The sequence below is a fragment of the Peteryoungia algae genome (assembly GCF_030369675.1).
Taxonomy (GTDB): Bacteria; Pseudomonadota; Alphaproteobacteria; order Rhizobiales; family Rhizobiaceae; genus Allorhizobium; species Allorhizobium algae.
In genome coordinates this window covers 3,305,069-3,327,530 of record NZ_CP128477.1, presented here as the reverse complement: position 1 = coordinate 3,327,530, position 22,462 = coordinate 3,305,069, and the positions used below count along the sequence as shown (strand labels likewise).

The window sequence follows — 22,462 nt, the reverse complement described above, 5'->3', positions numbered from 1 at the left end:
CGACGACCATGAGCAATCCCCGACACAATATCCGCGACGTCCGCGCCGCCACCGGAACCGAACTCTCGGCCAAGAGCTGGATGACGGAAGCACCGCTCCGGATGCTGATGAACAATCTCGACCCCGATGTTGCCGAACGGCCGCATGAACTGGTCGTCTATGGCGGCATCGGCCGTGCTGCCCGGACCTGGGAGGATTTCGACCGGATCGTCGAGACGCTGAAGACGCTGACCGAGGAAGAAACGCTCATCGTGCAGTCGGGCAAGCCGGTCGGCGTGTTCCGTACCCACAAGGACGCGCCCCGCGTGCTGATTGCCAATTCCAACCTCGTGCCGCACTGGGCGACCTGGGATCACTTCAACGAGCTGGATAAAAAGGGCCTCGCCATGTACGGCCAGATGACCGCTGGCTCGTGGATCTATATCGGCACGCAAGGCATCGTACAGGGCACCTACGAGACTTTCGTGGAGGCCGGCCGGCAGCACTATGATGGCAACCTCAAGGGCAAATGGATCCTGACCGGTGGCCTTGGTGGCATGGGCGGTGCCCAGCCGCTGGCGGCCGTCATGGCCGGGGCCTGCTGCCTTGCCGTCGAATGCGATGAGACGCGCATCGATTTCCGCCTGCGCACCCGATACGTCGACGCCAAGGCGCAGACGCTGGACGAGGCGCTTGATCTGATCGATCAGTGGACCAAGGCGGGTGAGGCGAAATCCGTCGGCCTGCTCGGCAACGCCGCCGACGTTTTCCCGGAACTCGTCCGCCGCGGCGTGCGTCCCGACATCGTCACCGACCAGACCTCGGCACATGATCCGATCCATGGCTATCTGCCGGTCGGCTGGACGGTTGCCGAATGGCGGGCACGCCAAGAGAGCGATCCGAAGGCGGTGGAAGTTGCCGCCCGCGCTTCGATGAAGACCCATGTGCAGGCCATGGTCGACTTCTGGAACAGGGGCATTCCGACGCTCGATTACGGCAACAACATTCGCCAGGTCGCCAAGGAGGAAGGCTTCGAGAATGCCTTTGCCTTCCCCGGTTTCGTGCCGGCCTATATCCGTCCGCTCTTCTGCCGCGGCATCGGCCCCTTCCGCTGGGCCGCACTTTCGGGTGATCCGGAAGATATCTACAAGACGGATGCTAAGGTTAAGGAGCTGCTGCCCGACAACACGCATCTGCACAACTGGCTGGACATGGCGCGCGAGCGCATCGCCTTCCAGGGCCTGCCGGCGCGCATCTGCTGGGTCGGTCTTGGCGATCGTCACAAGCTTGGCCTTGCCTTCAACGAAATGGTTCGCAGTGGCGAGCTGAAGGCACCCGTCGTCATCGGCCGCGACCACCTCGACTCCGGTTCGGTCGCCTCGCCCAACCGCGAAACGGAGGCGATGAAGGACGGCTCGGACGCCGTGTCCGACTGGCCGCTTCTCAACGCTTTGCTCAATTGCGCCTCGGGTGCCACCTGGGTTTCGCTGCATCACGGCGGCGGCGTCGGCATGGGTTTCAGTCAACATTCGGGCATGGTCATCTGCGCCGACGGCACGGATGATGCTGCACGCCGGCTGGAGCGGGTGCTCTGGAACGACCCGGCGACCGGCGTGATGCGCCATGCCGACGCGGGCTACGAAATCGCGCTCAATTGCGCGAAGCAAAAGGGTCTGCGCCTGCCCGGCATTCTCGGCAACTGAGAGGGATCGATGCGCCCATGTCCATCCGCATTCAGCGCTTTGACGAGCACCTGAAGATGCCCTGGAAAAACGGGCTGGGGATCACCCGCGAGGTGATCTCAAAGCCCGCTTTGCATGGCCCCGGCGGTTTTGACTGGCGGATCAGCCTGGCGACGGTTGGCGCATCGGGCCCCTTCTCGGTCTTTCCGGGTATCGACCGGACGATTGCCGTTCTTCAGGGGGACGGCATGCGGCTCACGGTTGACGGTCACAAAGAGGCGCCCTTAACCGTGGGGACCATGCCCTTTCCCTTCTCCGGCGATGCTGAGGTCGATGCCGATTGCCTGGGTGGTGAGACGCTCGACCTCAACGTCATGAGCCTTCGCGGGCGTTTCGTTCATCACATGACCAAAGCCATTGTCTCCGATGCTCAGACATTTCCCGTCTCCGGGGACATGGTCGCCGTCGTCTTTCGCGACGATGCCCTCGTCACGATCGATCGCATGCGATTGAATGTCGGGCTCGGCGACGTTCTGCTGGGCCTGGAGGGGCGAAGCGGCTTCGAGATCGAACCGCAGGCTTCTGGCTCAACGCTCTACACCATCGCGATCAGAGCCTCATCTGGCCCGACATCGCATGGGGAACAGGTTGCCTAGACAAGGCCTCTGCCGATAAAGAGAGCGGTTCCCGCGTTTTGGCAGCGGCAATGCCGATACGCTCAGCCACCATCAGGGTCGACCACCATGTCCAACGATCAATCAGGATTTGCACTCCCCGAGGAACGGCAGGACACGCCGCTCTACGAGCAGATGAAATCCGAGATCAAGGCGCGGATCGAGCGTGGAGACTGGCCGACCAATCATCGGATCCCCTCGGAGAACGAACTGGTCGATCTGCTGGGGGTGAGCCGCATGACGGCGCATCGGGCCCTGCGGGAGCTTGCCAGCGAGGGTGTGATCATCCGCGTCCAGGGGCGCGGCTCGTTCGTCGCGCCGAAGAAGCGCAGCGCCAACGTTGCAGATGTTCGCAGCATTGCGGACGAGATCGCCGAGCGTGGCGGGGTGCATTCGGCAGAACTCGTGCTGAGACAGGCCGAAGTCTGCGACCATGACCTCGCCGACCGGCTGGAGGTTGCAGCCGGCACGACCGCCTTCCATTCGGTGATCGTGCACAAGGAAGATGATCTTCCGATCCAGCTCGAAGACCGCTTCGTGAATGCGGAAATTGCCCCTGATTATCTCGACCGCGATTTTCACACGATCACGCCAAGCGCCTATCTGAGTTCCATCGCGCCGATCTCGCGCGCCGAGCAGTTCGTCGAGGCCGTCCTCCCGCAGCCCTGGGAGTGCCGCCTGCTGGCGATTGCGAAATCGGAACCGTGTCTTCAGGTCCGGCGACGGACCTGGTCCGGCAACCGCCTGGTGACGTCGGTGCGGCTTCTCTATCCGGGCGGTCGTTACAGCCTGGAAAGTTCCTACTGACCCGCCGAGCAGATCAGCAATCCTTAGGCCCCGGATGCGAATATATCCGGGGTGGGAGCCATTTATCCACCTGCTGGCCCGCAAAGCGCAAAGGCAACTGCCAAAAAAATAAGCCCCAATCTGTCCGGCTCAAAAATTAGGCCGACAGCTTGCCAACTTTGCTGCATTGCGTCATCAATCGCGGCATGAACCATCTGAACCTCACCATCCTCGTCATCGATGAGAACGCCGTTCGCGCGGCGATCATCGAGGATGGTTTGCGCGAAGCAGGACACCAGCATGTCACTGTCGCGCTGGAGGTCCAGGGAATCGCGAAGATAGTCGAGACCTTGTCTCCTGACGTCATCATCATCGATATCGAAAACCCAAACCGCGACATGATGGAGCATCTGTTCCAACTAACCCGGTCCGTCAGCCGGCCGATCGCCATGTTCGTCGATCGATCCGATACAGCCTCGATCGAGGCCGCGGTCGATGCCGGCGTCTCGGCTTACATCGTCGACGGATTGCGCAAGGAGCGCGTAAAGCCCATCCTCGACATGGCGGTGAGCCGCTTCAATGCCTTCAGCCGCCTGCAACGGGAGCTTGCCGATGCGCGCTCGGCGCTGGAGGAGCGCAAAATCATAGAGCGGGCCAAGGGCATTCTCATGAAGATGCGTGGCATGAGCGAGGAAGAGGCCTTCACGCTGCTGCGCCAGACGGCAATGAACGAGAAAAAGAAGCTGGTCGACATAGCCCAGAGCGTGGTGACGGCAGCGGGATTGCTGCTGTGATGACGATGCGGTGGGGACACTAAAGTGAGCGACATGATGAGCAGGCAGGGAGAAATCGGCACAGGCGCTCCGGCGCTTCTTAGTTCCGGACGAGAGCAACGGGTCCTGCGTGCCGGTTTCATTCCGCTGATGGACGCCTCGATCCTGATCGCGGCAGCGGAAATGGGATTTGCATCGCATGAAGGCCTCACGCTCGATCTCGTGCGCGATGTCTCCTGGGCCAATGTCCGTGACCGCCTCGCCTTCCGCCAGTTCGACATAGCGCACATGCTGTCGCCCATGCCGGTCGCCTCGATGCTCGATCTCGGCTCCAATCCCTCTCCGACGATCACACCCTTTTCTCTCGGGCGCGGCGGCAACGCGATCACCCTCTCGCTCAGGCTCTATGAACGCATGAAGGCTCGCGCCGATCTCGCCGAGGATGCGAGTGCGCTCGACAATGCCAAAGCGCTCGCCGCTGTATTGGCCGACATGCGGCAGAAGGGGGAGCAACCCCCGACGCTCGGCATGACCTATCCCTTCTCCTCGCACAATTATGAATTCCGCTACTGGCTGGCGGCGGGCGGGGTCGATCCCGATCATGACGTGAAGCTTGTGGTTGTGCCGCCGCCGCTGACCTCGGACGCGCTCGCGGCCGGTGCCATCGACGGCTTCTGTGTCGGTGCGCCATGGAACATGGTAGCCTCCGAGCGCGGCGTCGGGCGGATCGTCGCGGCGAAACAGGATATCTGGCCGTCAGCACCGGAAAAGGTCGTGGGCATGCGGCCGGACTGGGTTGCGACGAATGGCGATACCGTCAGCCGATTGATCGTTGCGCTCGACAAGGCGGCCCGTTGGTGCGACCAGCCGGACAACCACGATCATCTCTCCGAGATCCTGGCTTCGCCGCGCTATATCTCAGCCCCGCAGGACATCATCCGCCGTGTGCTGGCAGGTGAATTCAGTCTCGACGCCTGCGGCAACCGGCGACTGATCCGCGACTATTTCGTCTTTCATCGCCAGGCTGCCAACTATCCCCAGGCGAACCAGGCGCTCTGGATCTACAGCCAGATGATCCGTTGGGGACAGGTGGAGTTCAGCCCCGACAACATGCAGCGCGTCCAGAGTGCCTATCGCACTGATCTCTATCGCGACGCGCTCGGGACCGAGGCCTCTCTGCCGGAAGACGCGGGCCTGCTGCCCGGTGCATCGCCGAGCGATCGCTTCATGGATGGCCGCGTTTTTGATCCTGACCGGATGCAGGATTACATCGAGGGATTTGCCGTCCGGTCCGAGCGGAGACCTGTCCGGAACACCGCGGAAGACTGAGCACGCGCACAAATCGTGTCGCTTTTTCGTGCGACTTTGTGCAGATGCACAAATTTTGCGCCGTGAGAAAATCGGCATCCTGAAGCGAGCCGCCCCAGCAATACGCTATATTCTGATTTCTTATCATATACTTGGCGCAGACTCCTTTAAACTGGCACGGCAATTGCGTTATTGAAAATATCCGGTCAACGGCGACCGGACGAAAGAGCGCCTGAAGCGCGCTCACCAGAGACATCGACGTCGCTTGGTTTGCACACGGGATCCTCAATTCCCGCAGATGCAGTCACCGAGCGGCGTTTTTTTGTTTTTCCGGATCTCCGTCACACCAGAGGGACCACACGACATGACGAAGACTACAGGAATGAGCACCACCCGCCGCCAGCTCCTCAAGGTCACTTCCGCCGCCGCGCTCGTCAGCGCCGCCCGGCTGGCCTTCCCATCGGGCGCCTTCGCCGGAGGCGCGGGTCCGGAAGTCAAGGGCGTCAAGCTGGGCTACATCGCACTCACCGATGCCGCACCGCTGATCATCGCCAAGGAAAAGGGGCTATTCGACAAGTTCGGCCTGACCGAAGTCGAAATCCTGAAACAGGCCTCCTGGGGCGCCACACGAGACAATCTCGTGCTCGGCGGCGGATCGAACGGAATCGACGGCGCACATATTCTGACCCCGATGCCCTACCTCATCTCGGCAGGCACGGTGACGCAGAACAATGTGCCCGTTCCAATGTCGATCCTGGCGCGCCTCAATCTGGACAGTCAGGGCATCTCGGTTTCCAAGGAATATACCGAGACCGGTGTCCAGCTCGACGCATCCAAGCTGAGGGACGTGTTCGCAGCCAAGAAGGCTGCCGGCGGCGAGGTGAAGGTCGCCATGACGTTCCCCGGTGGAACCCATGATCTCTGGCTGCGCTACTGGCTGGCTGCCGGCGGCATCGACCCTGACAAGGACGTATCGACCATCGTCGTTCCCCCGCCACAGATGGTGGCGAACATGAAGGTCGGGAACATGGACGCCTTCTGCGTGGGTGAACCGTGGAACGAGCAGCTGGTCAATCAGGGGATCGGCTTCACGGCCTGTACGACGAGTGAGCTTTGGAAGGGCCATCCGGAAAAGGCGCTGGGTCTCCGATCCGACTGGATCGAGCAGAACCCGATCGCCGCCAAGGCTCTGCTGATGGCCGTGATGGAGGCCCAGATGTGGGCTGACAGCATGGACAACAAGGAGGAAATGTCGGCGATCCTCGGCAAGCGCCAGTGGTTCAACGTGCCGCCGAAGGACGTGGCTGGACGCCTCAAGGGCACGATCAACTACGGCAATGACCGCGTGGTGGATAATTCCGGACTGGAAATGAAGTTCTGGAAGGAGCACGCGTCCTATCCCTTCAAGAGCCATGACGCCTGGTTCCTCACCGAGAATGTCCGCTGGGGCAAGCTCGCGCCCGATACCGACATCAAGGCGCTGGTCGACAAGGTCAACCGCGAGGACATCTGGCGCGATGCCGCCAAGGACCTCGGCGTTGCCGACGCCGACATCCCGGCTTCCACCTCCCGCGGCCCGGAAACCTTCTTCGACGGCAAGGTCTTCGATCCGGAGAATCCGCAGGCCTATCTCGACAGCCTCGCCATCAAAGCGAGCGCCTGACGCTGCGGCCTTTTCCCTGCCCAGTCCCGCAACGGCTTGGGCAGGGGAACACCCCGCTTCCAATTCGATACGCGCAGAGGATATTTCCATGACCGCCACCGCTCGAAAAGCAGAGACCGAGTCGATTCCTGCCTCCCAAAGCCGGAATGGCATCGTTGTTCACCTGGCGAAGCGCACAACGCCGAAGTTCGATGTGAGGCGCGCCGGGCTCGGGCTTGCTCGCAACACGCTTCCGCCGCTCCTGGTCACGCTGGTGCTTCTGGGTATCTGGCAGCTCACCTGCTCCCAACCGGGCGCCACCCTGCCACCACCCTCGCAGGTCTGGATCGAGAGCTACGATCTGATCGTCGATCCCTTCTTCGTAAACGGTTCGCAGGATATCGGCCTCGCCTGGCGTGTCCTGACGTCCCTGGAGCGCGTCGCCATGGGCTTCGGCCTCGCCGCCATCGTCGGCGTTTTCCTCGGGGCCGTCGTCGGACAATCCATCTGGGCCATGCGCGGTCTCGATCCGATCTTCCAGATTCTGCGCACCGTGCCGCCGCTCGCCTGGCTGCCCCTCTCGCTCGCCGCCTTCCAGGATTCGAATCCTTCCGCAATCTTCGTCATCTTCATCACGTCGATCTGGCCGGTGATCATCAATACGGCCGTCGGCGTGCGCAATATTCCCGACGACTATCGCAACATTGCCCGCGTTCTGCGTCTCAACCCGCTGGAATTCTTCGTCCGGATCATGGTGCCGGCCGCGGCGCCCTACATCTTCACCGGTCTTCGCATCGGCGTGGGCCTCTCCTGGCTTGCAATCGTCGCGGCCGAAATGCTGACCGGCGGCGTCGGCATCGGCTTCTTCATCTGGGATGCGTGGAATTCGTCTCGTCTCCCCGACATCATCGTGGCGCTCGTCTATATCGGCGTGACCGGCTTCGTCCTCGACAAGCTCGTCGCACTGCTGGGCAGCGTCGTCACCCGTGGCACAGCCAAGAACTGAGGGGGATGCCATCATGTCCAGCTATCTCAAGATCGATCACATCGACAAAAGTTTCGAACGCGGCGGCGTCCGCGCCGAAGTCCTCAAGGACATCACACTCACCATCGAGAAGGGTGAATTCGTCTCGATCATCGGCCATTCTGGCTGTGGGAAGTCGACTTTGCTGAACCTGATTGCCGGGCTCACACGCGTTAGCGCCGGCGCCGTGCTTCTGGAAAACCAGGAGGTCAACGAGCCGGGTCCGGACCGTGCCGTCGTCTTCCAGAACCACTCGCTTCTTCCCTGGCTCACCGTCTACGAGAACGTCAACCTGGCCGTCTCGAAAGTGTTTTCCGGGCGCAAGACCAAGGCCGAAAAACATGACTGGGTGATGCACAATCTCGACCTGGTGCAGATGGGCCATGCGAAAGACAAGCGCCCGGCCGAGATTTCCGGCGGCATGAAACAGCGCGTCGGCATCGCCCGGGCCCTGTCGATGGAGCCGAAGGTTCTTCTCCTCGACGAGCCGTTCGGCGCGCTCGATGCCCTGACGCGTGCGCACCTGCAGGATGCTGTCATGGAGATCCACGGCCGGCTCGGCAATACGATGATCATGATCACTCATGACGTCGACGAAGCCGTGCTGCTCTCCGACCGGATCGTGATGATGACGAACGGTCCAGCGGCCCGCATCGGGGAGATCCTCGACGTGCCGATCGAGCGCCCGCGCAATCGGATCGAGCTCGCCTCGGATCGCACCTACCTCAAATGCCGCGAGGCCGTGTTGAAATTCCTCTACGAACGTCATCGCTTCGTAGAAGCTGCGGAGTGAGACCCATGGCGGAAAAACTGGTCATCATCGGCAACGGCATGGCGCCGGGCCGCATGCTGGAAGAACTGTTCGAGAAGGCGCCCGGTCTCTATGAGACAACGATCTTCAACGCGGAGCCGCGGGTCAATTACGACCGCATCATGCTTTCTCCCGTTCTCTCCGGCGAGAAGGCCTATGAGGACATCGTGATCCATGACGATGCCTGGTATGCCGCGCAGGGCGTGACGCTGCACAAGGGCGCAAGGGTCACGGAGATCGACCGTCTGGCAAAGACGGTGACATCGGCGAATGGCATCACCGCCGGTTACGACAAGCTGGTCATCGCGACAGGATCGCTCCCCTTCATCATCCCGGTTCCGGGCCATCAGCTGCCAGGCGTGCTTGCCTATCGCGACCTCGACGATGTCGAGAAAATGCTGGAGATCGCAGAGCGCAAGGGCCGCGCGATCGTCATCGGCGGTGGGCTTCTCGGCCTCGAGGCAGCCTATGGCCTCAAGCGCCAGGGCATGGAGGTGACCGTCATCCACCTGATGCCGACGATCATGGAGCGGCAGCTTGATCCGGCAGCCGCCTATCTTCTGGAAAAGGCGCTCTCGGAGCGTGGAATCGAGATCATCACCAAGGCAAACACGAAGCAGATTCTTGGCACCGACAGGGTCGAAGGGATCGAGCTCGAAGACGGCAGGGTGATTGCCGGTGACATGGTCATCATGGCGGTCGGCATTCGTCCGGCATCCCAACTTGCCAAGGATGCGGGCCTTGCCGTCAACCGGGGCATCGTCGTCGACGACGGCATGATGACTTCGGATGCCTCGATCTTCTCGCTCGGGGAATGTGCCGAGCATCGCGGCATCTGCTACGGCCTCGTGGCACCACTCTACGAAAGCGCCCGCGTTCTGGCCGACCGCCTGACCGGCGGCGACGCCGAATATCATGGCTCGGTCGTCAACACGAAGCTGAAGGTGACCGGTATCAACCTCTTCTCCGCCGGAGACTTCGGCGAGGCGCCGGATCGCGAGGAAATCGTGCTGCGCGATGCAGCAGCCGGTATCTACAAACGTCTGGTTCTCAAGGAAAACCGCATCATCGGCGCGGTCCTCTATGGAGAAACCGCCGATGGTTCCTGGTTCTTCGATCTGCTGAAGAAGCAGACCGACATATCGGAGATGCGCGACACACTGATCTTCGGCCAGTCCTACCAGGGAGGGTCTCCGCTGGACCCTATGGCGGCCGTTGCAGCCTTGCCGGATGATGCGGAAATCTGCGGCTGCAACGGCGTGTGCAAGGGCAAAATCACCGCGGCTATCACGGGCAAAGGTCTGACGACGCTGGATGGCGTGCGCGCACATACCAAGGCGTCGGCCTCCTGTGGCAACTGCACGGGCCTTGTCGAGCAACTCATGGCGCTCACACTCGGCGACGCCTACAACCCGGCTGCGGTCACGCCGATGTGCACCTGCACCGAACTCGGGCATGACGACGTGCGCCGACTGATCAAGGCCAAGGGGTTGAAGACGATCCCGGCGGTGATGCAGGAACTCGAATGGAAGACCTCCTGCGGGTGCGCCAAATGCCGGCCGGCCTTGAATTACTACCTCGTCAGCGACTGGCCTGACGAATATGCGGACGACTACCAGTCCCGTTTCATCAATGAGCGCGTGCACGCAAACATCCAGAAGGACGGCACCTATTCCGTCGTGCCACGGATGTGGGGTGGCGTAACCAACGCTGCCGAGCTGCGCGCCATCGCCGATGTAGTCGACAAGTTCGAGATCCCCCTCGTCAAGGTTACCGGAGGCCAGCGCATCGACCTTCTCGGCATCGAGAAGGAAGACCTGCCAGCCGTCTGGGCCGATCTCGGCAAGGCCGGTTTCGTCTCGGGCCAGGCCTATGCCAAAGGATTGAGGACCGTGAAGACCTGTGTCGGTTCCGACTGGTGCCGTTTCGGCACGCAGGATTCGACCGGGCTTGGCATCCGCATCGAGAAATTCATGTGGGGTTCCTGGACTCCGGCCAAGCTGAAACTCGCTGTGTCCGGCTGTCCGCGCAACTGTGCGGAGGCGACCTGCAAGGACATCGGCGTGATCTGCGTGGATTCCGGCTTCGAGATCCATTTCGCAGGTGCTGCAGGTCTCGATATCAAGGGTACCGATATCCTGGGGCTTGTGAAGACCGAGGACGAGGCGCTGGAGCATATCGTGGCGCTGACCCAGATGTATCGCGAGCAGGGTCGCTATCTCGAGCGCATCTACAAATGGGCCAAGCGTATCGGTCATGACGAGATCCGTCGCCAGATCATGGAGGATCCGGACAAGCGCCGGGCCTATTACGAACGCTTCGTCTTCTCCCAGAAATTCGCACAGGTCGATCCCTGGTCGGAACGCGTGTCCGGCAAGGACAAGCACGAGTTCAATCCGATGGCGACCGTCGGATACTCGGCGGCGGCGGAGTAGTTCCCTTCCGCCGCTGCGGGGAGAAGGGAAGAAACAACAAGGAGCATGCTCATGAACTGGATCGCTATCGGCACGATCGACGACATTCCCCTTCGCGGCGCGCGCTGCGTGAAGACGCCGCAGGGCAAGATCGGCGTCTTCCGGACGGCCGAGAATCTGGTCTATGCGATCGAGGATCATTGCCCCCACAAGGGCGGGCCGTTGACGCAAGGCATCGTGCACGGCACTTCCGTTACCTGCCCGCTGCACAATTGGGTGATTTCGCTCGAGACCGGCAAGGCGCTGGGCGCAGACGAGGGTGCTGTCCGCACCATCCCGATCCGCAACATCGACGGGCAGTTGTCGATCGCGCTCGAGAGCGCCCTCGTGGCGGCGGAGTGATCCATGACGTGCGAAACCCGCACCACCTGCCCCTATTGCGGCGTCGGTTGCGGCGTGATCGCAAGCATCGATGATACGGGGACCGTCAGCGTCCGGGGTGATCCGGAGCATCCTGCCAATTTCGGCCGCCTGTGCTCGAAGGGCTCGGCGCTTGCCGAAACGCTGGACGAAGACGGACGCGCCCTGTTTCCGGAAATATACGGGCAGCGGGCGAACTGGGACACGGCACTCGATCTCGTCGCGGATCGTTTCAGCCGCACGATCGCCGAGCATGGGCCGGATTCCGTGGCCTTCTATCTCTCCGGCCAGCTCCTGACCGAGGACTATTACGTCGCCAACAAGCTGATGAAGGGCTTCATCGGTTCTGGCAACATCGACACGAATTCAAGGCTTTGCATGGCCTCTTCGGTCGCTGGTCACCGCCGGGCCTTCGGGGCCGACACGGTTCCGGGCACCTATGAGGATCTCGAACTCGCAGACCTCGTTGTTCTGGTCGGATCGAACCTCGCCTGGTGTCACCCGGTCCTCTACCAACGCCTTGCAGCCGCCAAGGCCTCTCGACCGGCGATGAAGATTGTCGTCATCGATCCGCGAAGAACTGCTACCTCCGACCTTGCCGACCTGCATCTTTCCGTGCGCCCGGACGGGGATGTGGCCCTGTTCAATGGCCTGCTGACCCATCTGGCCGACACCGACAGGATCGATCAGGGCTTTGTGGGCAGACATACGACAGGTTTTTCAGATGCTCTGCTTGCGGCATCGCGCATGTCGATGGCGGACCTCGCGGAAGCGACCGGTCTGTCCGGCATGCTGATCCGCCAGTTCTTCTGGCTTTTCGCCAGCACCGAACGGGTCGTGACCTGCTACAGCCAGGGGGTGAACCAGTCGGCCTCCGGAAGCGACAAGGTCAATGCCATCATCAATTGCCATCTGGCGACGGGTCGCATTGGACGGCAGGGTATGGGCCCGTTTTCCCTGACCGGCCAACCGAATGCCATGGGCGGGCGTGAGGTCGGCGGGCTCGCCAACATGCTGGCAGCGCATATGGCGATCGAGGATCCGCAACACCGGGAGCGGGTGCAGCGATTCTGGGCTTCGCCACAGATCGCCGGGCGTCCCGGCTTGAAAGCCGTCGACCTGTTCGATGCCGTTGCCGACGGACGGGTGAAGGCGCTCTGGATCATGTCGACCAATCCTGTGGTTTCGATGCCCGATGCCGACAAGGTCAAAAAGGCCATCGAGGCCTGCCCGTTCGTTGTCGTTTCGGACATGCAGACGAATACCGACACGGCACGCCTCGCGCATGTCCTGTTACCGGCCACCGGCTGGGGCGAGAAATCCGGCACGGTTACCAATTCCGAGCGGCGGATTTCACGCCAACGGCCGTTTCTCGCGGCGCCTGGAGAAGCGCGTCCCGACTGGTGGCACGTCACCGAAGTTGGCAAGCGCATGGGCTTTGCAAACGCTTTCGACTTCGACTCGCCGGCCGCGATTTTCGCTGAACATGCCGCCCTTTCCGCCTTCGAGAACGACGGCGCCCGCGATTTCGACATCGGCGCCTTTGCAGCCATCAACCGCGATCAATATGAGGCGCTCGTCCCCTTCCAGTGGCCCCGGCCCCTGGCTGGAGCGGCAAAGGAACGGTTTTTCGCGGACGGCCAGTTCTATCACCCTGACGGCAAGGCGCGTTTCGTCCCCGTCCAGCCCCCCCTTCTGCCTGTGGAACTCGCACATGGCACCTTCGTGCTGAACACCGGACGCGTGCGCGACCATTGGCACACGATGACCCGAACCGGGAAGAGCGCGCGCCTTTCCGCGCATCTGGCCGAGCCTTTCTGCGAGATCCATCCGCTCGACGCAGCCATGCATCGGATCCGCGATGCCGACCTGGTCAAGGTTGCGAACGACGAGGGGCACTTCATCCTCGTGCGTGCCCTGCTGACGGAGCGACAGGCGCGTGGGTCGATTTTCGTGCCGATGCACTGGACGGATGAAACAGCATTCCCGGCACGGGTGGACACACTCGTTAAACCGGATGTCGATCCTGTCTCCGGCCAGCCGGCGCTCAAGCAGAGCCGCGTTTCACTCGCACGTCATGCGACCACCTTTCATGCCTTTCTGGTGGCCGCGGAGAAGCCGACACATCTGCCCTTCGAATACTGGGCGATCGCAAAGGCCGAAAACGGCTACCGGCTCGAGCTGGCCGGAGATGAACCGGAAGACGGGTTCGAGACCTGGTTCAGCCAGAGCCTCGGCCTGGATGAGGATATCGAGATTGTGCGCTACCGCGATGTCGCGGCCGGAGATTGCCGGATCCTCGCCTTGCGCGGATCCCGGCTGGTGGCAGCGTTCTTCGCATCGCGCTCTCCGGTGGCCGTTTCGCGGCAATGGGCTGTCGACCAGTTGCTCACCGACCATGCCGATGCCACCGCCCGTTCGCGGATCGTGGCGGGTCGTCCCGGTGCAGGCCAGCGAGACAAGGGGGCGACCGTCTGCGCCTGCTTTTCGGTGGGCGCCAAGGAGATCGCCCGTGCCGTCGGCCAAGGCTGCAGATCGGTGGAGGCCATCGGCCAATTGCTCAGTGCTGGAACCAATTGCGGCTCTTGCCGCCCGGAAATCAGGAGGATCATCGATGCGCAAGCGCTCCTCGCAGCAGAATGAAGACCCAGGCCGGATCGAACCCCTGGCCAAACTTCCGGTGTTCTGGAACCTCACGGACAAGCGGGCCGTCATTGCCGGTGGATCGGATGCGGCGGCCTGGAAGGCCGAACTTCTGGCGGCCTGCGGAGCGCATGTTGACGTCTACGCCGAAGCCGAGGGGATCGGCGCGGCCATGCAGGATCTGGTCGAAGGCAAGAAGGTCGTGGTGCAGAACCAGCCTTGGCATACCGGCGTATTTCACGGAGCCGTCATGGCCATCGCTGATTGCGAGAGCGACGACGAAGCGCGCGCCTTTTCCTGTGCGGCGCGTGCGGCCGGCGTCGCATTCAACATCATCGACAGACCCGCCTATTGCCAGTTCCAATTCGGCTCCATCGTCAATCGCTCGCCCGTCATCCTGTCCATCTCGACGGATGGGGCAGCCCCGATCCTCGCCCAGGCCATTCGCCGGCGTGTCGAAACGCTTCTGCCTCCGTCGCTCAAAGGGTGGGCCGCGACGGCGCAAGCGCTGCGCACGACCGTGAACAGTCAATTGGAGCCCGGGCCGAAGCGGCGCGCCTTCTGGGAGCGCTTCGTCGATCGCTGCTTCTCATCGACGAAGCCACCCAGCGAGCTCGACCGGCAGGAGCTCGTCTCAGATGTCGAAAGGCTCTGCAGCCTGCCGATCACGGGTTCGGTGATCATTGTCGGCGCCGGGCCAGGCGACGCGGAATTGCTGACACTCAAGGCCGTCCGCTGCCTGCAATCGGCAGACCTCATTCTCTTTGATGACGGCGTCTCTTCCGACGTGCTGGAACTGGCAAGGCGGGAGGCCAAGCGCATGCTCGTCGGGGCGGTCGAGGAAGACGAGCCCGGGCGCGACATGAACCTGCGCCAATTGGTGACCGGACTTGCACGAACGGGAAAACGCGTCGTGCTGCTGAAGGCCGGAGACGCGGCAGCGTCGGAGGCGGTAGCCAGCATGATCACGGAATTGCAAATGGCGGGACTGCAGGTCGATCTCATTCCCGGGATTTCTGAAAGCGCGGGCCTGTCAGCCAGGGGACACGCGCCGGCATATGTCGAAGCGACGGCGCCCAGAGCGCGCAATGCCCGAGCCCAGGCGAGATAGCGTCGGCCGCAACCGTGCAACTCTGCCATCTTCGTTTTCAGCGTGCCGCCCCGCTCGCGATCTCCAGCGTTACTGCGAATAATCCCGTTCAGAAGACCATTCCATCTGTCGTCGGAGCACTCCCCCCACGAAAATACAGGTCCGGGCAAATTTGTAAGTATTTGTAAAAATTTCTTGCGGCGGTTCTGATATCGTGGCACATCACATGTCGTTGAAGTGTCATAGAGGGAGGATCATATGGCAACGATCATCAAGCGCCGGCTGTCGCAGCTGGCCCTAGCAGTAGCGCTGTGCGTTGGCGGAACGGGAGTGATAAGCACGCCAGCGAGCGCGGAAACCTGGCGCGGATGGAACATCCATGTCGCGGAATATCCGGTTTCGCACGCAATGGATTTCTTCATGTCGCGCGTCGCCGAAAAGACGGAAGGCCGGATCACCGGCAAGGTCTTCCATTCCGGCGTCCTGGGCGATCAGCCCGACGCGATCGAGCAGACCCGCCTGGGCGTGATCAATTTCGGGGTTTTCAGCCTTGGACCAATGGGGCAGGCCGTGCCCGAAACCAACGTCGTTTCGCTGCCCTTCATCTTCAAGGGTATCGACCAGATGCACCGCCTGATGGACGGTGAAGCTGGCGAGGCCATCGGAAAGGGACTTGAGGCGAAGGGTCTTGTCGCGCTCGGCTTCTATGACGCTGGGGCAAGATCGTTCTACAATTCGAAGCGTCCCATCAACGCACCTTCGGATGTCTCCGGCATGAAGGTTCGCGTCATGAGCAACGACCTGTTCGTTGGAATGATCGAAGCGATGGGCGGCAATGCGACACCGATGGCCTTTGGTGAAGTCTACCAGTCCCTCAAGACGGGCGTGGTCGACGGCGCGGAGAACAATTCCCCGTCCTATGAATCCACCAATCACTACGAAGTCGCCAAGTATTTCTCGCTCTCCGAACACCTCATCATCCCGGAATGCCTGTGCATGTCCAAGAAGACCTGGGACGGGCTTTCGCCGGAAGATCAGGCGATCATCCGTGAGGTCGGGAAGGAGAGCACCGCCATGCAACGTGCGGAATGGGCCGAGCGTGAAAAGGCGAGCATGGAGAAGGTGAAGTCCAGCGGGACGGTGGTCAACACCGTCGAGGACAAGGCTGCATTCCAGGCAGCCATGGCAAGCGTCTATGACAAGTTCCTGGCCGATAATCCGGAACTCACTGACCTCGTCAACCTGATCCGCAACGCCGACTAGCGGCATGTTCGGGACGCGGCTCTCGCCGCGTTCCGCTTCATCAATCTGGAAAATCGACATGAAGACATTGGTGACAGCTCGGGATTTTCTCGAGATGGCCTCGGCGCGACTCTCCCAGCTTTGCCTTACAGTGGCATCTCTGGCTCTGGTCCTGCTGATTGGGTCCTTCGGCTGGCTGGTATTCGGCCGGTATGTCCTCAATACCACCCCGACCTGGGTTGAGCAGCTGGCGCTGCTGCTGATCTGCTACATCACGTTTCTTGGTGCAGCTGTCGGTGTGAAGGAAGATACCCATCTGGGCGTCACGCTGTTCCGCGACATGCTGCCGGTTGGGCTCAATCAGATCGTGCTCCTGCTTTGCGATATTGCGCTCGCGATCTTCGGGGCCGTCATGTGCCTGAGCAGCATCGAGCTCGTGCGATTCGGTTGGCCAACGCTCCTGCCAATGCTGAATTTGCCGGAAGGCGTCAGAAGCCTGTCGGCCGCACTGTGCGGAGGACTGATCGCTCTCTTTTGCGCAATTCGAGTTTTATCGCGTGCCGTTCAGCTCATCGAACAGTCCGCCTCCGGTAGGGAGCACTGAAATGGGCCTGACAATTCTGCTTGGAATATTCGGCTTAACCGTCGTGCTTGGATTGCCGGTTGCCTTTGCGATGGGAATAGCCGCGGCCGTCACCTTCGCCTATGAAGGCATGCCGCTGCTGATGACATTCCAGCGTTCGGTCGCCGGTGTATCCTCGTTTTCGTTGCTGGCCATCCCATTCTTCATCTTTGCTGGCGAACTGATGATGCATGGCGGCATCGCCCAGCATCTGGTGCGTTTTGCAACGACCCTTGTCGGCCATGTCCGCGGCGGCCTGGCGACTGTCAACATCTTCTCCAGCATGCTTTTCGGAGGGATCTCGGGCTCTGCCATTGCAGACATTTCAGCACTCGGCTCCATCCTGATCCCGGTGATGAAGGAAAAGGGCTACAGACCGGACTTTGCCGTCAACGTCACGGTGACATCCTCTATCGCGGGCATCGTCATTCCACCCAGCCACAACATGATCATCTTCGCCGTAGCTGCCGGTGGCGGAATCTCCGTATCGAAGCTGTTCATTGCGGGCGTCATTCCGGGCATACTGATGTGCGTCTGCCTGGCAATCGCGGCATACGTGATCGCGGTTCGACACAATTATCCTTCGGAGGCATTTCCCGGCTGGCGGGAAACGGCACGTGCGGCGATGCAGGCCCTGCCCGGCCTCTTCACGGCTGTCATCATCGTCGGCGGCGTCCTGTCCGGTGTCTTCACGGTTACCGAGAGCGGTGCATTCGGAGCCATCTATGCACTCGTTTTGACGGCCGTCGTTTACCGGACACTATCGTTCGAGGCGTTTGTCACCTGCGTCACATCGTCGGTGCGCACCACGGCCATGGTGATGATCCTCATCGCCTTTGCAGGCTCTTTTGCCTGGCTGCTGGCGCTCTATGACGTGCCGACGGCGCTGAGCGATGCCCTGCTGTCCGTATCAGACAATCCAATCGTCATATTGCTGATGATCAACGTTATCCTTCTGATGCTGGGGATGATCATGGACATGGCGGCGCTCATTCTGATCTGCACGCCGATCTTCCTGCCGATCGCCCAGGGGCTGGGCATGGATCCAATCCAGTTCGGCATAATGCTGCTGATCAATCTCGGCCTCGGGCTGTGCACCCCCCCTGTCGGAACCTGCCTTTTCGTCGGCTGTGCGGTCGGCAAGGTCAAGATCGAGACCGCATTGAGAACCATCTGGCCATTCTATCTGGCCCTGCTGGTCGCGCTTTTGCTGGTGACTTACGTGCCCGCGATTTCGCTCTGGCTGCCCAGCATTATCGGCTAAAAATCCCGGGTTCGGGCCGCGGATCGACCAACGGAATACAAGCCCGAACCCGCCATATTCAATCAAATCTGTCTCCGACAGATTGGCGACACAGGAAGTGAGACATGATGAAGCTGGATCCGAAATTGCACGCCAAGTTCATGGCGGTCAGCACGGCGACGCTCACCACTGCGATGTTCAAGAAGGGTCTGCGGAACATCTTCCTGCAGGGACCGCAGAGGCTTCGTTCCGGTGAAAACATGGTCGGAACTGCGTATACGCTCCGCTACATTCCGGCGCGTGAAGATCTCGATGTTCTGGAGTCCTTCGCGGACAGGAACAACCCGCAGCGCAAAGGGGTCGAAGAATGCCCCGAAGGAGCCGTGTTCGTTATCGACTCTCGCGGTGATGCCAGTGCGGCCTCCGCTGGCTGCATTCTGGCCGCCCGGCTGCAATCGCGTGGATGTGCCGGTCTTGTGACAGACGGCGGCTTTCGCGACAGCCCTGAAATCGCGGAACTCAAAATGCCCGCCTATCATGTACGCCCGAGTGCTCCGACCAATCTGACGAAGCACCACGCGGTAGCCATCAACGATCCGATCGGCTGTGGCGGCGTGGCTGTGTTTCCGGGGGACGTCATGGTCGGAGACAATGAGGGCGTTGTATGCATTCCTCGTCATCTGGCCGAGGAAATCGCGAATGAAGCGACCGAGATGACAATATTCGAGGATTTCGTTATGGAGAAGGTGAAAGAAGGTGCGTCCATCTTTGGACTTTATCCACCGACGGACCCCGAAATCGAAGGAAAGTATCTCGAATGGAGGCAAATCAACGGACGCTAGCGGCGAGCCTGCTGTCGAGCGCTCGGCAGTCTCGACGGGAAGAGCGAGACAGAACGCTATCCGACACCGTTTATGAGCAGATCCTGGCGAAGATCGTTAGTGGCGAAATCCCCGTTGGCGGGAAGCTGCCGACAGAAATTGAGCTGAGCGAAGGCTTTGGCGTTTCGCGGCCAATTCTCCGCCAGGCGCTGAAACAGTTGAAGATCGATGGCGTGATCGTCTCAACGCAGGGATCGGGTTCGTATGTCCAAAAGCAACCCGATCGCGCTGTTCTGACCTTCGCCCCCATCGGATCAATTGCCGATATACAACGGACTTTCGAGTTTCGCATGGCGATCGAAGGGGAAGCAGCGATGCTGGCTGCCGAGCGGCGGTCCATTGAGCAATTGGCACTTCTCAGGCAATCACTGGATGAGCTGGAGCGCTGTGTGCAGCAAGGAGAGTTGGGCGTCGATGCGGATGAAAAATTCCACGCGATCGTCTGCTCATCTTCCGACAATCACTATTTCGTCTCCGTGCGTACTTCCATGCACGCAAACATCATCACCGGCCTGAACCTGACACGCAACCTCTCGCTGAGCAAATCGACGGAGCGCCTGCGACTGGTTCAGGCGGAACACGAAGCGATCTACGCAGCGATTGAGCGCCAGGATGCAGAAGCGGCGCGAAACGCGATGCGAGCCCATATCGACAATGCGCGAAAGCGCGTTTTCGTGGGCGGCTGAGCGCCCGACAAGCACAAGAGCTCAACTTGCGGCAACCTGCGGCTTCTCGTCGTGGAACGGTGGCCAATGACGCGCATGCCATGCCTTTCATGGATCAGAGAGGATGGCAGATGTCCAAGCTGCTCGTCCCCTGCAACATCATGTTCCTGACCCTTGAAAAGCCCTCGCCTGCCCGCTCCGGCCACTTTACTCCGACACTTCAGAATCCTTCCAGTCGCCCCGATGAAGGCGTCTGTGAAAGGCTGGAAACTTCAGGAATTCTTCCCAGAGCTGGATAGACAGGACCCAGGCTGCCGGAAGTTGAAGGTAGAGGACCGCGATGGCAGTTGCGGGAATACGGAACAGCCACTGTGCCCAGATAAAGATGTGCATGACGTAGACAGTATCGCCGCTCGCCCTCAGAGTATTGCCGCATATGGCATTCGAACCTTTCGGAAAGGGCAGGATCAAGAGGACCGGCAAGAAGCCCAAGAGAATGACGCGGGTTTCCGCACCCAGATCGGAATACAGCCAGTCGGCCGACAGGCACACAGCGCATAGCAGCACCGCGACAGCGCCGGATGCAACGAATGCGCCGCGCCAGGCACTGGCGAGAAACCGCTCGAGGACATCCTTCTCCGTCTTCTGACCGAGAAGTTGCGCGACGATGATCCCTGTCGCTTGCGCCCATTGCATGCCGACCGTTCCCGTCACCATTATCCAAGGGCCGATGATCGTCATTGCGGCAAATTCATTGAGGCTCAGGCGGGCATAGATCAGCGCGCTGACCTGCATGGCGAAGGTCGCGCTGAAAAATGTTGCTGCAATTGGCAGCGAAAATCCGAGATGTCGGCGCAACGTTGCGGCGAAATCCGATTGCCTCCAGCCGGATAGTCTCAGGAGACCACCATCGACCCGCGCAAACCGGAGGATGAGATAGGATACCTGCGCGGTAACCGCGATGGCGCTTCCCATGGCGGCTCCCGCTACACCGAAGGCAGGAAGCCCCAAGAATCCGTGGATCAATACGATACTTGAGGCGATGTTGATCGGGACAGCCAAAAGAAAGCTGTAAAGCGGCAGTCGCGTCCGCCCGCATCCGTTGAAATGGCTGGAAATTACCTGGCCAATGGCTTCGCCCAGAATCACGAGGGAAAATATCGCCAGATAGTCCTTCGCAAGGGATCCAATCTCGACTGTCGGCGCCATGACATCCAGCAACGCGTCGCCGAACAGGAAAATTGTGGTCAGGCCTATCAACCCGATCGCCAGGCTGACTGCCATACCCGAAGCAAAGACCGACTTGAGGAAGATGCGATCGTTCGTGCCGAAGGCCTGTGCAGTCCGGATCTGCATGGCGTTTGCGAAGGCCAGGATTGCCCCAAGCACCAGGCCGGCCACGGCGGTCGAAAGACCCATCGCAGCAATGGCGCTCTCGCCTAGCGAGGAGACAAGATAGGTGTCGATGACAACGGTCCCATGCAACATGATCGCCTTCAGCGTCATCGGCCAGGCAAGGGCGAATACGTGGCGGGCTGTCGGACCTTCGGTCACCGGCATGGGAGAGGACCGGAACATGTCTTTCGTTCGTCTTTCACGGTGAGCCAGGAAGGCCCTTCAGGGGAGATACATCGATCCATATCCGGCAGCGGTCGCTGATTGCTGCCTTCAATCCAATGCCGGTTCGAAATAATGGGCGTTGATATGGGCGATGCGGGTGATGGTGTCGTCGAGGCGCGAGAGGTGCAGCATGCCGAGTTCCACCGCTTTCTCTGCGTCGTTTGCCTTTACGGCTGCGGCAATAGCACGATGATCGGCTACCAATTGCGGCATACGATCTTCCTTGGACAAGCCGAGAATGCAGAGACGATCGACCTTGATCTTTTCCGAGGTGATCACCTCGAATGCATAGTCCACACCGGCGATCAGACAAAGTCGCTTGTGGAAGTCGTAATCCAATGCACCGAAACCATCGACATCGACCTCTTCGATGGCGCGCTGCTGGTCGGCGAGGGCCGAATCGAGCAGTTTCGCGCCTTCCGCGTCGCAGAGCTTTGCCGCCCGCCTCAGGACCTCGGTCTCCACCGCAGCCCGCACGAAACGCGATTTCTCGATTTCGCGTGCGGAAAAGCGCTTCACCTCGGTGGCGCGTTGCGGGCGAATTAGCAAGAGATCGAGATTTGCGAGCCGGCTGAAAGCATCGCGCACAGGCTGGCGCGACACCCCGAAACGAGCGGCGATTTCCGCTTCCGAAATCTTTTCGCCGGGTTTGAGGCGAAGCGAGAGGATTTCGTCGTGAAGGTAGTCGAATATGTCATCGACATTCGTCCGATGTTCACCGAGCCTCATTTGCGCATCCCCTCTTCTCTGCACTTCCATGTCCGCCATCTTCTGCGCCTAGCACCGACGCGGCTCCCGGCGCATATCATCTCGCATCCGTTTCACCGTCTCCTCCATATCCATTCAGACGGCTTGCCGAAACGCATTAATCGCCACCAGAGAAGAGCTCGATCACAATTGGCTCAGCCGTCAATCACACAGCACCTGTGGCGTACGGCATTCG

At 60.8% G+C, this 22,462-nt stretch carries 19 protein-coding genes; 17 read left to right on the top strand and 2 right to left on the bottom strand.

Annotation, left to right across the window (positions count from 1 at the left end; genetic code table 11):
• Positions 1–8 precede the first annotated feature (8 nt).
• The 17 genes from hutU to QTL56_RS15655 all read left to right on the top strand — a co-directional run bounded on the left by hutU (position 9) and on the right by QTL56_RS15655 (position 19,920).
• Entirely contained in the window at positions 9–1,682 is a 1,674-nt protein-coding gene (gene hutU, locus QTL56_RS15735; RefSeq protein ID WP_245134001.1) for a urocanate hydratase, read from the top strand.
• A gap of 17 nt (positions 1,683–1,699) precedes the next feature.
• Complete coding sequence (locus QTL56_RS15730) at positions 1,700–2,317, top strand: HutD/Ves family protein (protein ID WP_245133999.1); 618 nt, start codon at positions 1,700–1,702, stop codon at positions 2,315–2,317.
• Between the two features lie 87 nt (positions 2,318–2,404).
• Entirely contained in the window at positions 2,405–3,142 is a 738-nt protein-coding gene (hutC, locus tag QTL56_RS15725; RefSeq protein WP_245133997.1) for a histidine utilization transcriptional repressor HutC, read from the top strand.
• A gap of 185 nt (positions 3,143–3,327) precedes the next feature.
• Positions 3,328–3,915, top strand: a complete 588-nt coding sequence (locus QTL56_RS15720) for an ANTAR domain-containing response regulator (protein WP_229573797.1) — start codon at positions 3,328–3,330, stop codon at positions 3,913–3,915.
• Between the two features lie 33 nt (positions 3,916–3,948).
• Positions 3,949–5,223 carry a CmpA/NrtA family ABC transporter substrate-binding protein gene (locus QTL56_RS15715; RefSeq protein ID WP_245133995.1) on the top strand — a complete coding sequence of 425 codons (1,275 nt, stop codon included), beginning with the start codon at positions 3,949–3,951 and terminating at the stop codon, positions 5,221–5,223.
• Between the two features lie 343 nt (positions 5,224–5,566).
• Positions 5,567–6,865: a CmpA/NrtA family ABC transporter substrate-binding protein gene (locus QTL56_RS15710; protein ID WP_245133993.1), complete on the top strand. Its 1,299-nt coding sequence runs from the start codon at positions 5,567–5,569 to the stop codon at positions 6,863–6,865.
• A gap of 88 nt (positions 6,866–6,953) precedes the next feature.
• A complete protein-coding gene (ntrB, locus tag QTL56_RS15705; RefSeq protein WP_245133991.1) occupies positions 6,954–7,850 on the top strand; it encodes a nitrate ABC transporter permease in 897 nt (298 codons plus the stop codon).
• Between the two features lie 13 nt (positions 7,851–7,863).
• Entirely contained in the window at positions 7,864–8,661 is a 798-nt protein-coding gene (locus QTL56_RS15700; protein ID WP_229573802.1) for an ABC transporter ATP-binding protein, read from the top strand.
• 5 nt (positions 8,662–8,666) lie between these two features.
• Positions 8,667–11,114, top strand: coding sequence for a nitrite reductase large subunit NirB (nirB, locus tag QTL56_RS15695; protein WP_245133990.1), 2,448 nt, complete (start codon positions 8,667–8,669; stop codon positions 11,112–11,114).
• 45 nt (positions 11,115–11,159) lie between these two features.
• Entirely contained in the window at positions 11,160–11,495 is a 336-nt protein-coding gene (nirD, locus tag QTL56_RS15690) for a nitrite reductase small subunit NirD (protein WP_229573806.1), read from the top strand.
• 3 nt (positions 11,496–11,498) lie between these two features.
• Positions 11,499–14,156, top strand: a complete 2,658-nt coding sequence (locus QTL56_RS15685; protein ID WP_245133988.1) for a nitrate reductase — start codon at positions 11,499–11,501, stop codon at positions 14,154–14,156.
• Entirely contained in the window at positions 14,128–15,267 is a 1,140-nt protein-coding gene (locus tag QTL56_RS15680; RefSeq protein WP_245133986.1) for a siroheme synthase family protein, read from the top strand. Before QTL56_RS15685 ends, QTL56_RS15680 begins: the two co-directional genes overlap by 29 nt.
• A 237-nt stretch (positions 15,268–15,504) precedes the next feature.
• The gene (locus QTL56_RS15675) at positions 15,505–16,509 is read left to right on the top strand and encodes a TRAP transporter substrate-binding protein (protein WP_245133983.1); all 1,005 of its coding nucleotides are present in this window, start codon (positions 15,505–15,507) and stop codon (positions 16,507–16,509) included.
• A 58-nt stretch (positions 16,510–16,567) separates the two neighbouring features.
• Positions 16,568–17,092, top strand: a complete 525-nt coding sequence (locus QTL56_RS15670) for a TRAP transporter small permease (RefSeq protein ID WP_245133980.1) — start codon at positions 16,568–16,570, stop codon at positions 17,090–17,092.
• A 1-nt stretch (position 17,093) separates the two neighbouring features.
• Positions 17,094–18,374: a TRAP transporter large permease gene (locus tag QTL56_RS15665; protein ID WP_229573813.1), complete on the top strand. Its 1,281-nt coding sequence runs from the start codon at positions 17,094–17,096 to the stop codon at positions 18,372–18,374.
• Between the two features lie 104 nt (positions 18,375–18,478).
• The gene (locus QTL56_RS15660) at positions 18,479–19,195 is read left to right on the top strand and encodes a ribonuclease activity regulator RraA (RefSeq protein ID WP_245133978.1); all 717 of its coding nucleotides are present in this window, start codon (positions 18,479–18,481) and stop codon (positions 19,193–19,195) included.
• Positions 19,171–19,920: a FadR/GntR family transcriptional regulator gene (locus QTL56_RS15655; RefSeq protein WP_229573816.1), complete on the top strand. Its 750-nt coding sequence runs from the start codon at positions 19,171–19,173 to the stop codon at positions 19,918–19,920. The genes QTL56_RS15660 and QTL56_RS15655 overlap by 25 nt, the downstream gene beginning before the upstream one ends.
• A gap of 186 nt (positions 19,921–20,106) precedes the next feature.
• Here QTL56_RS15655 and QTL56_RS15650 read toward each other — a convergent pair whose 3' ends face one another.
• Positions 20,107–21,477 carry an MATE family efflux transporter gene (locus QTL56_RS15650; RefSeq protein WP_245133976.1) on the bottom strand — a complete coding sequence of 457 codons (1,371 nt, stop codon included), beginning with the start codon at positions 21,475–21,477 and terminating at the stop codon, positions 20,107–20,109.
• Positions 21,478–21,567: 90 nt separating this feature from the next.
• Positions 21,568–22,248, bottom strand: a complete 681-nt coding sequence (locus tag QTL56_RS15645; RefSeq protein WP_245133974.1) for a GntR family transcriptional regulator — start codon at positions 22,246–22,248, stop codon at positions 21,568–21,570.
• Between the last annotated feature and the right edge of the window lie 214 nt (positions 22,249–22,462).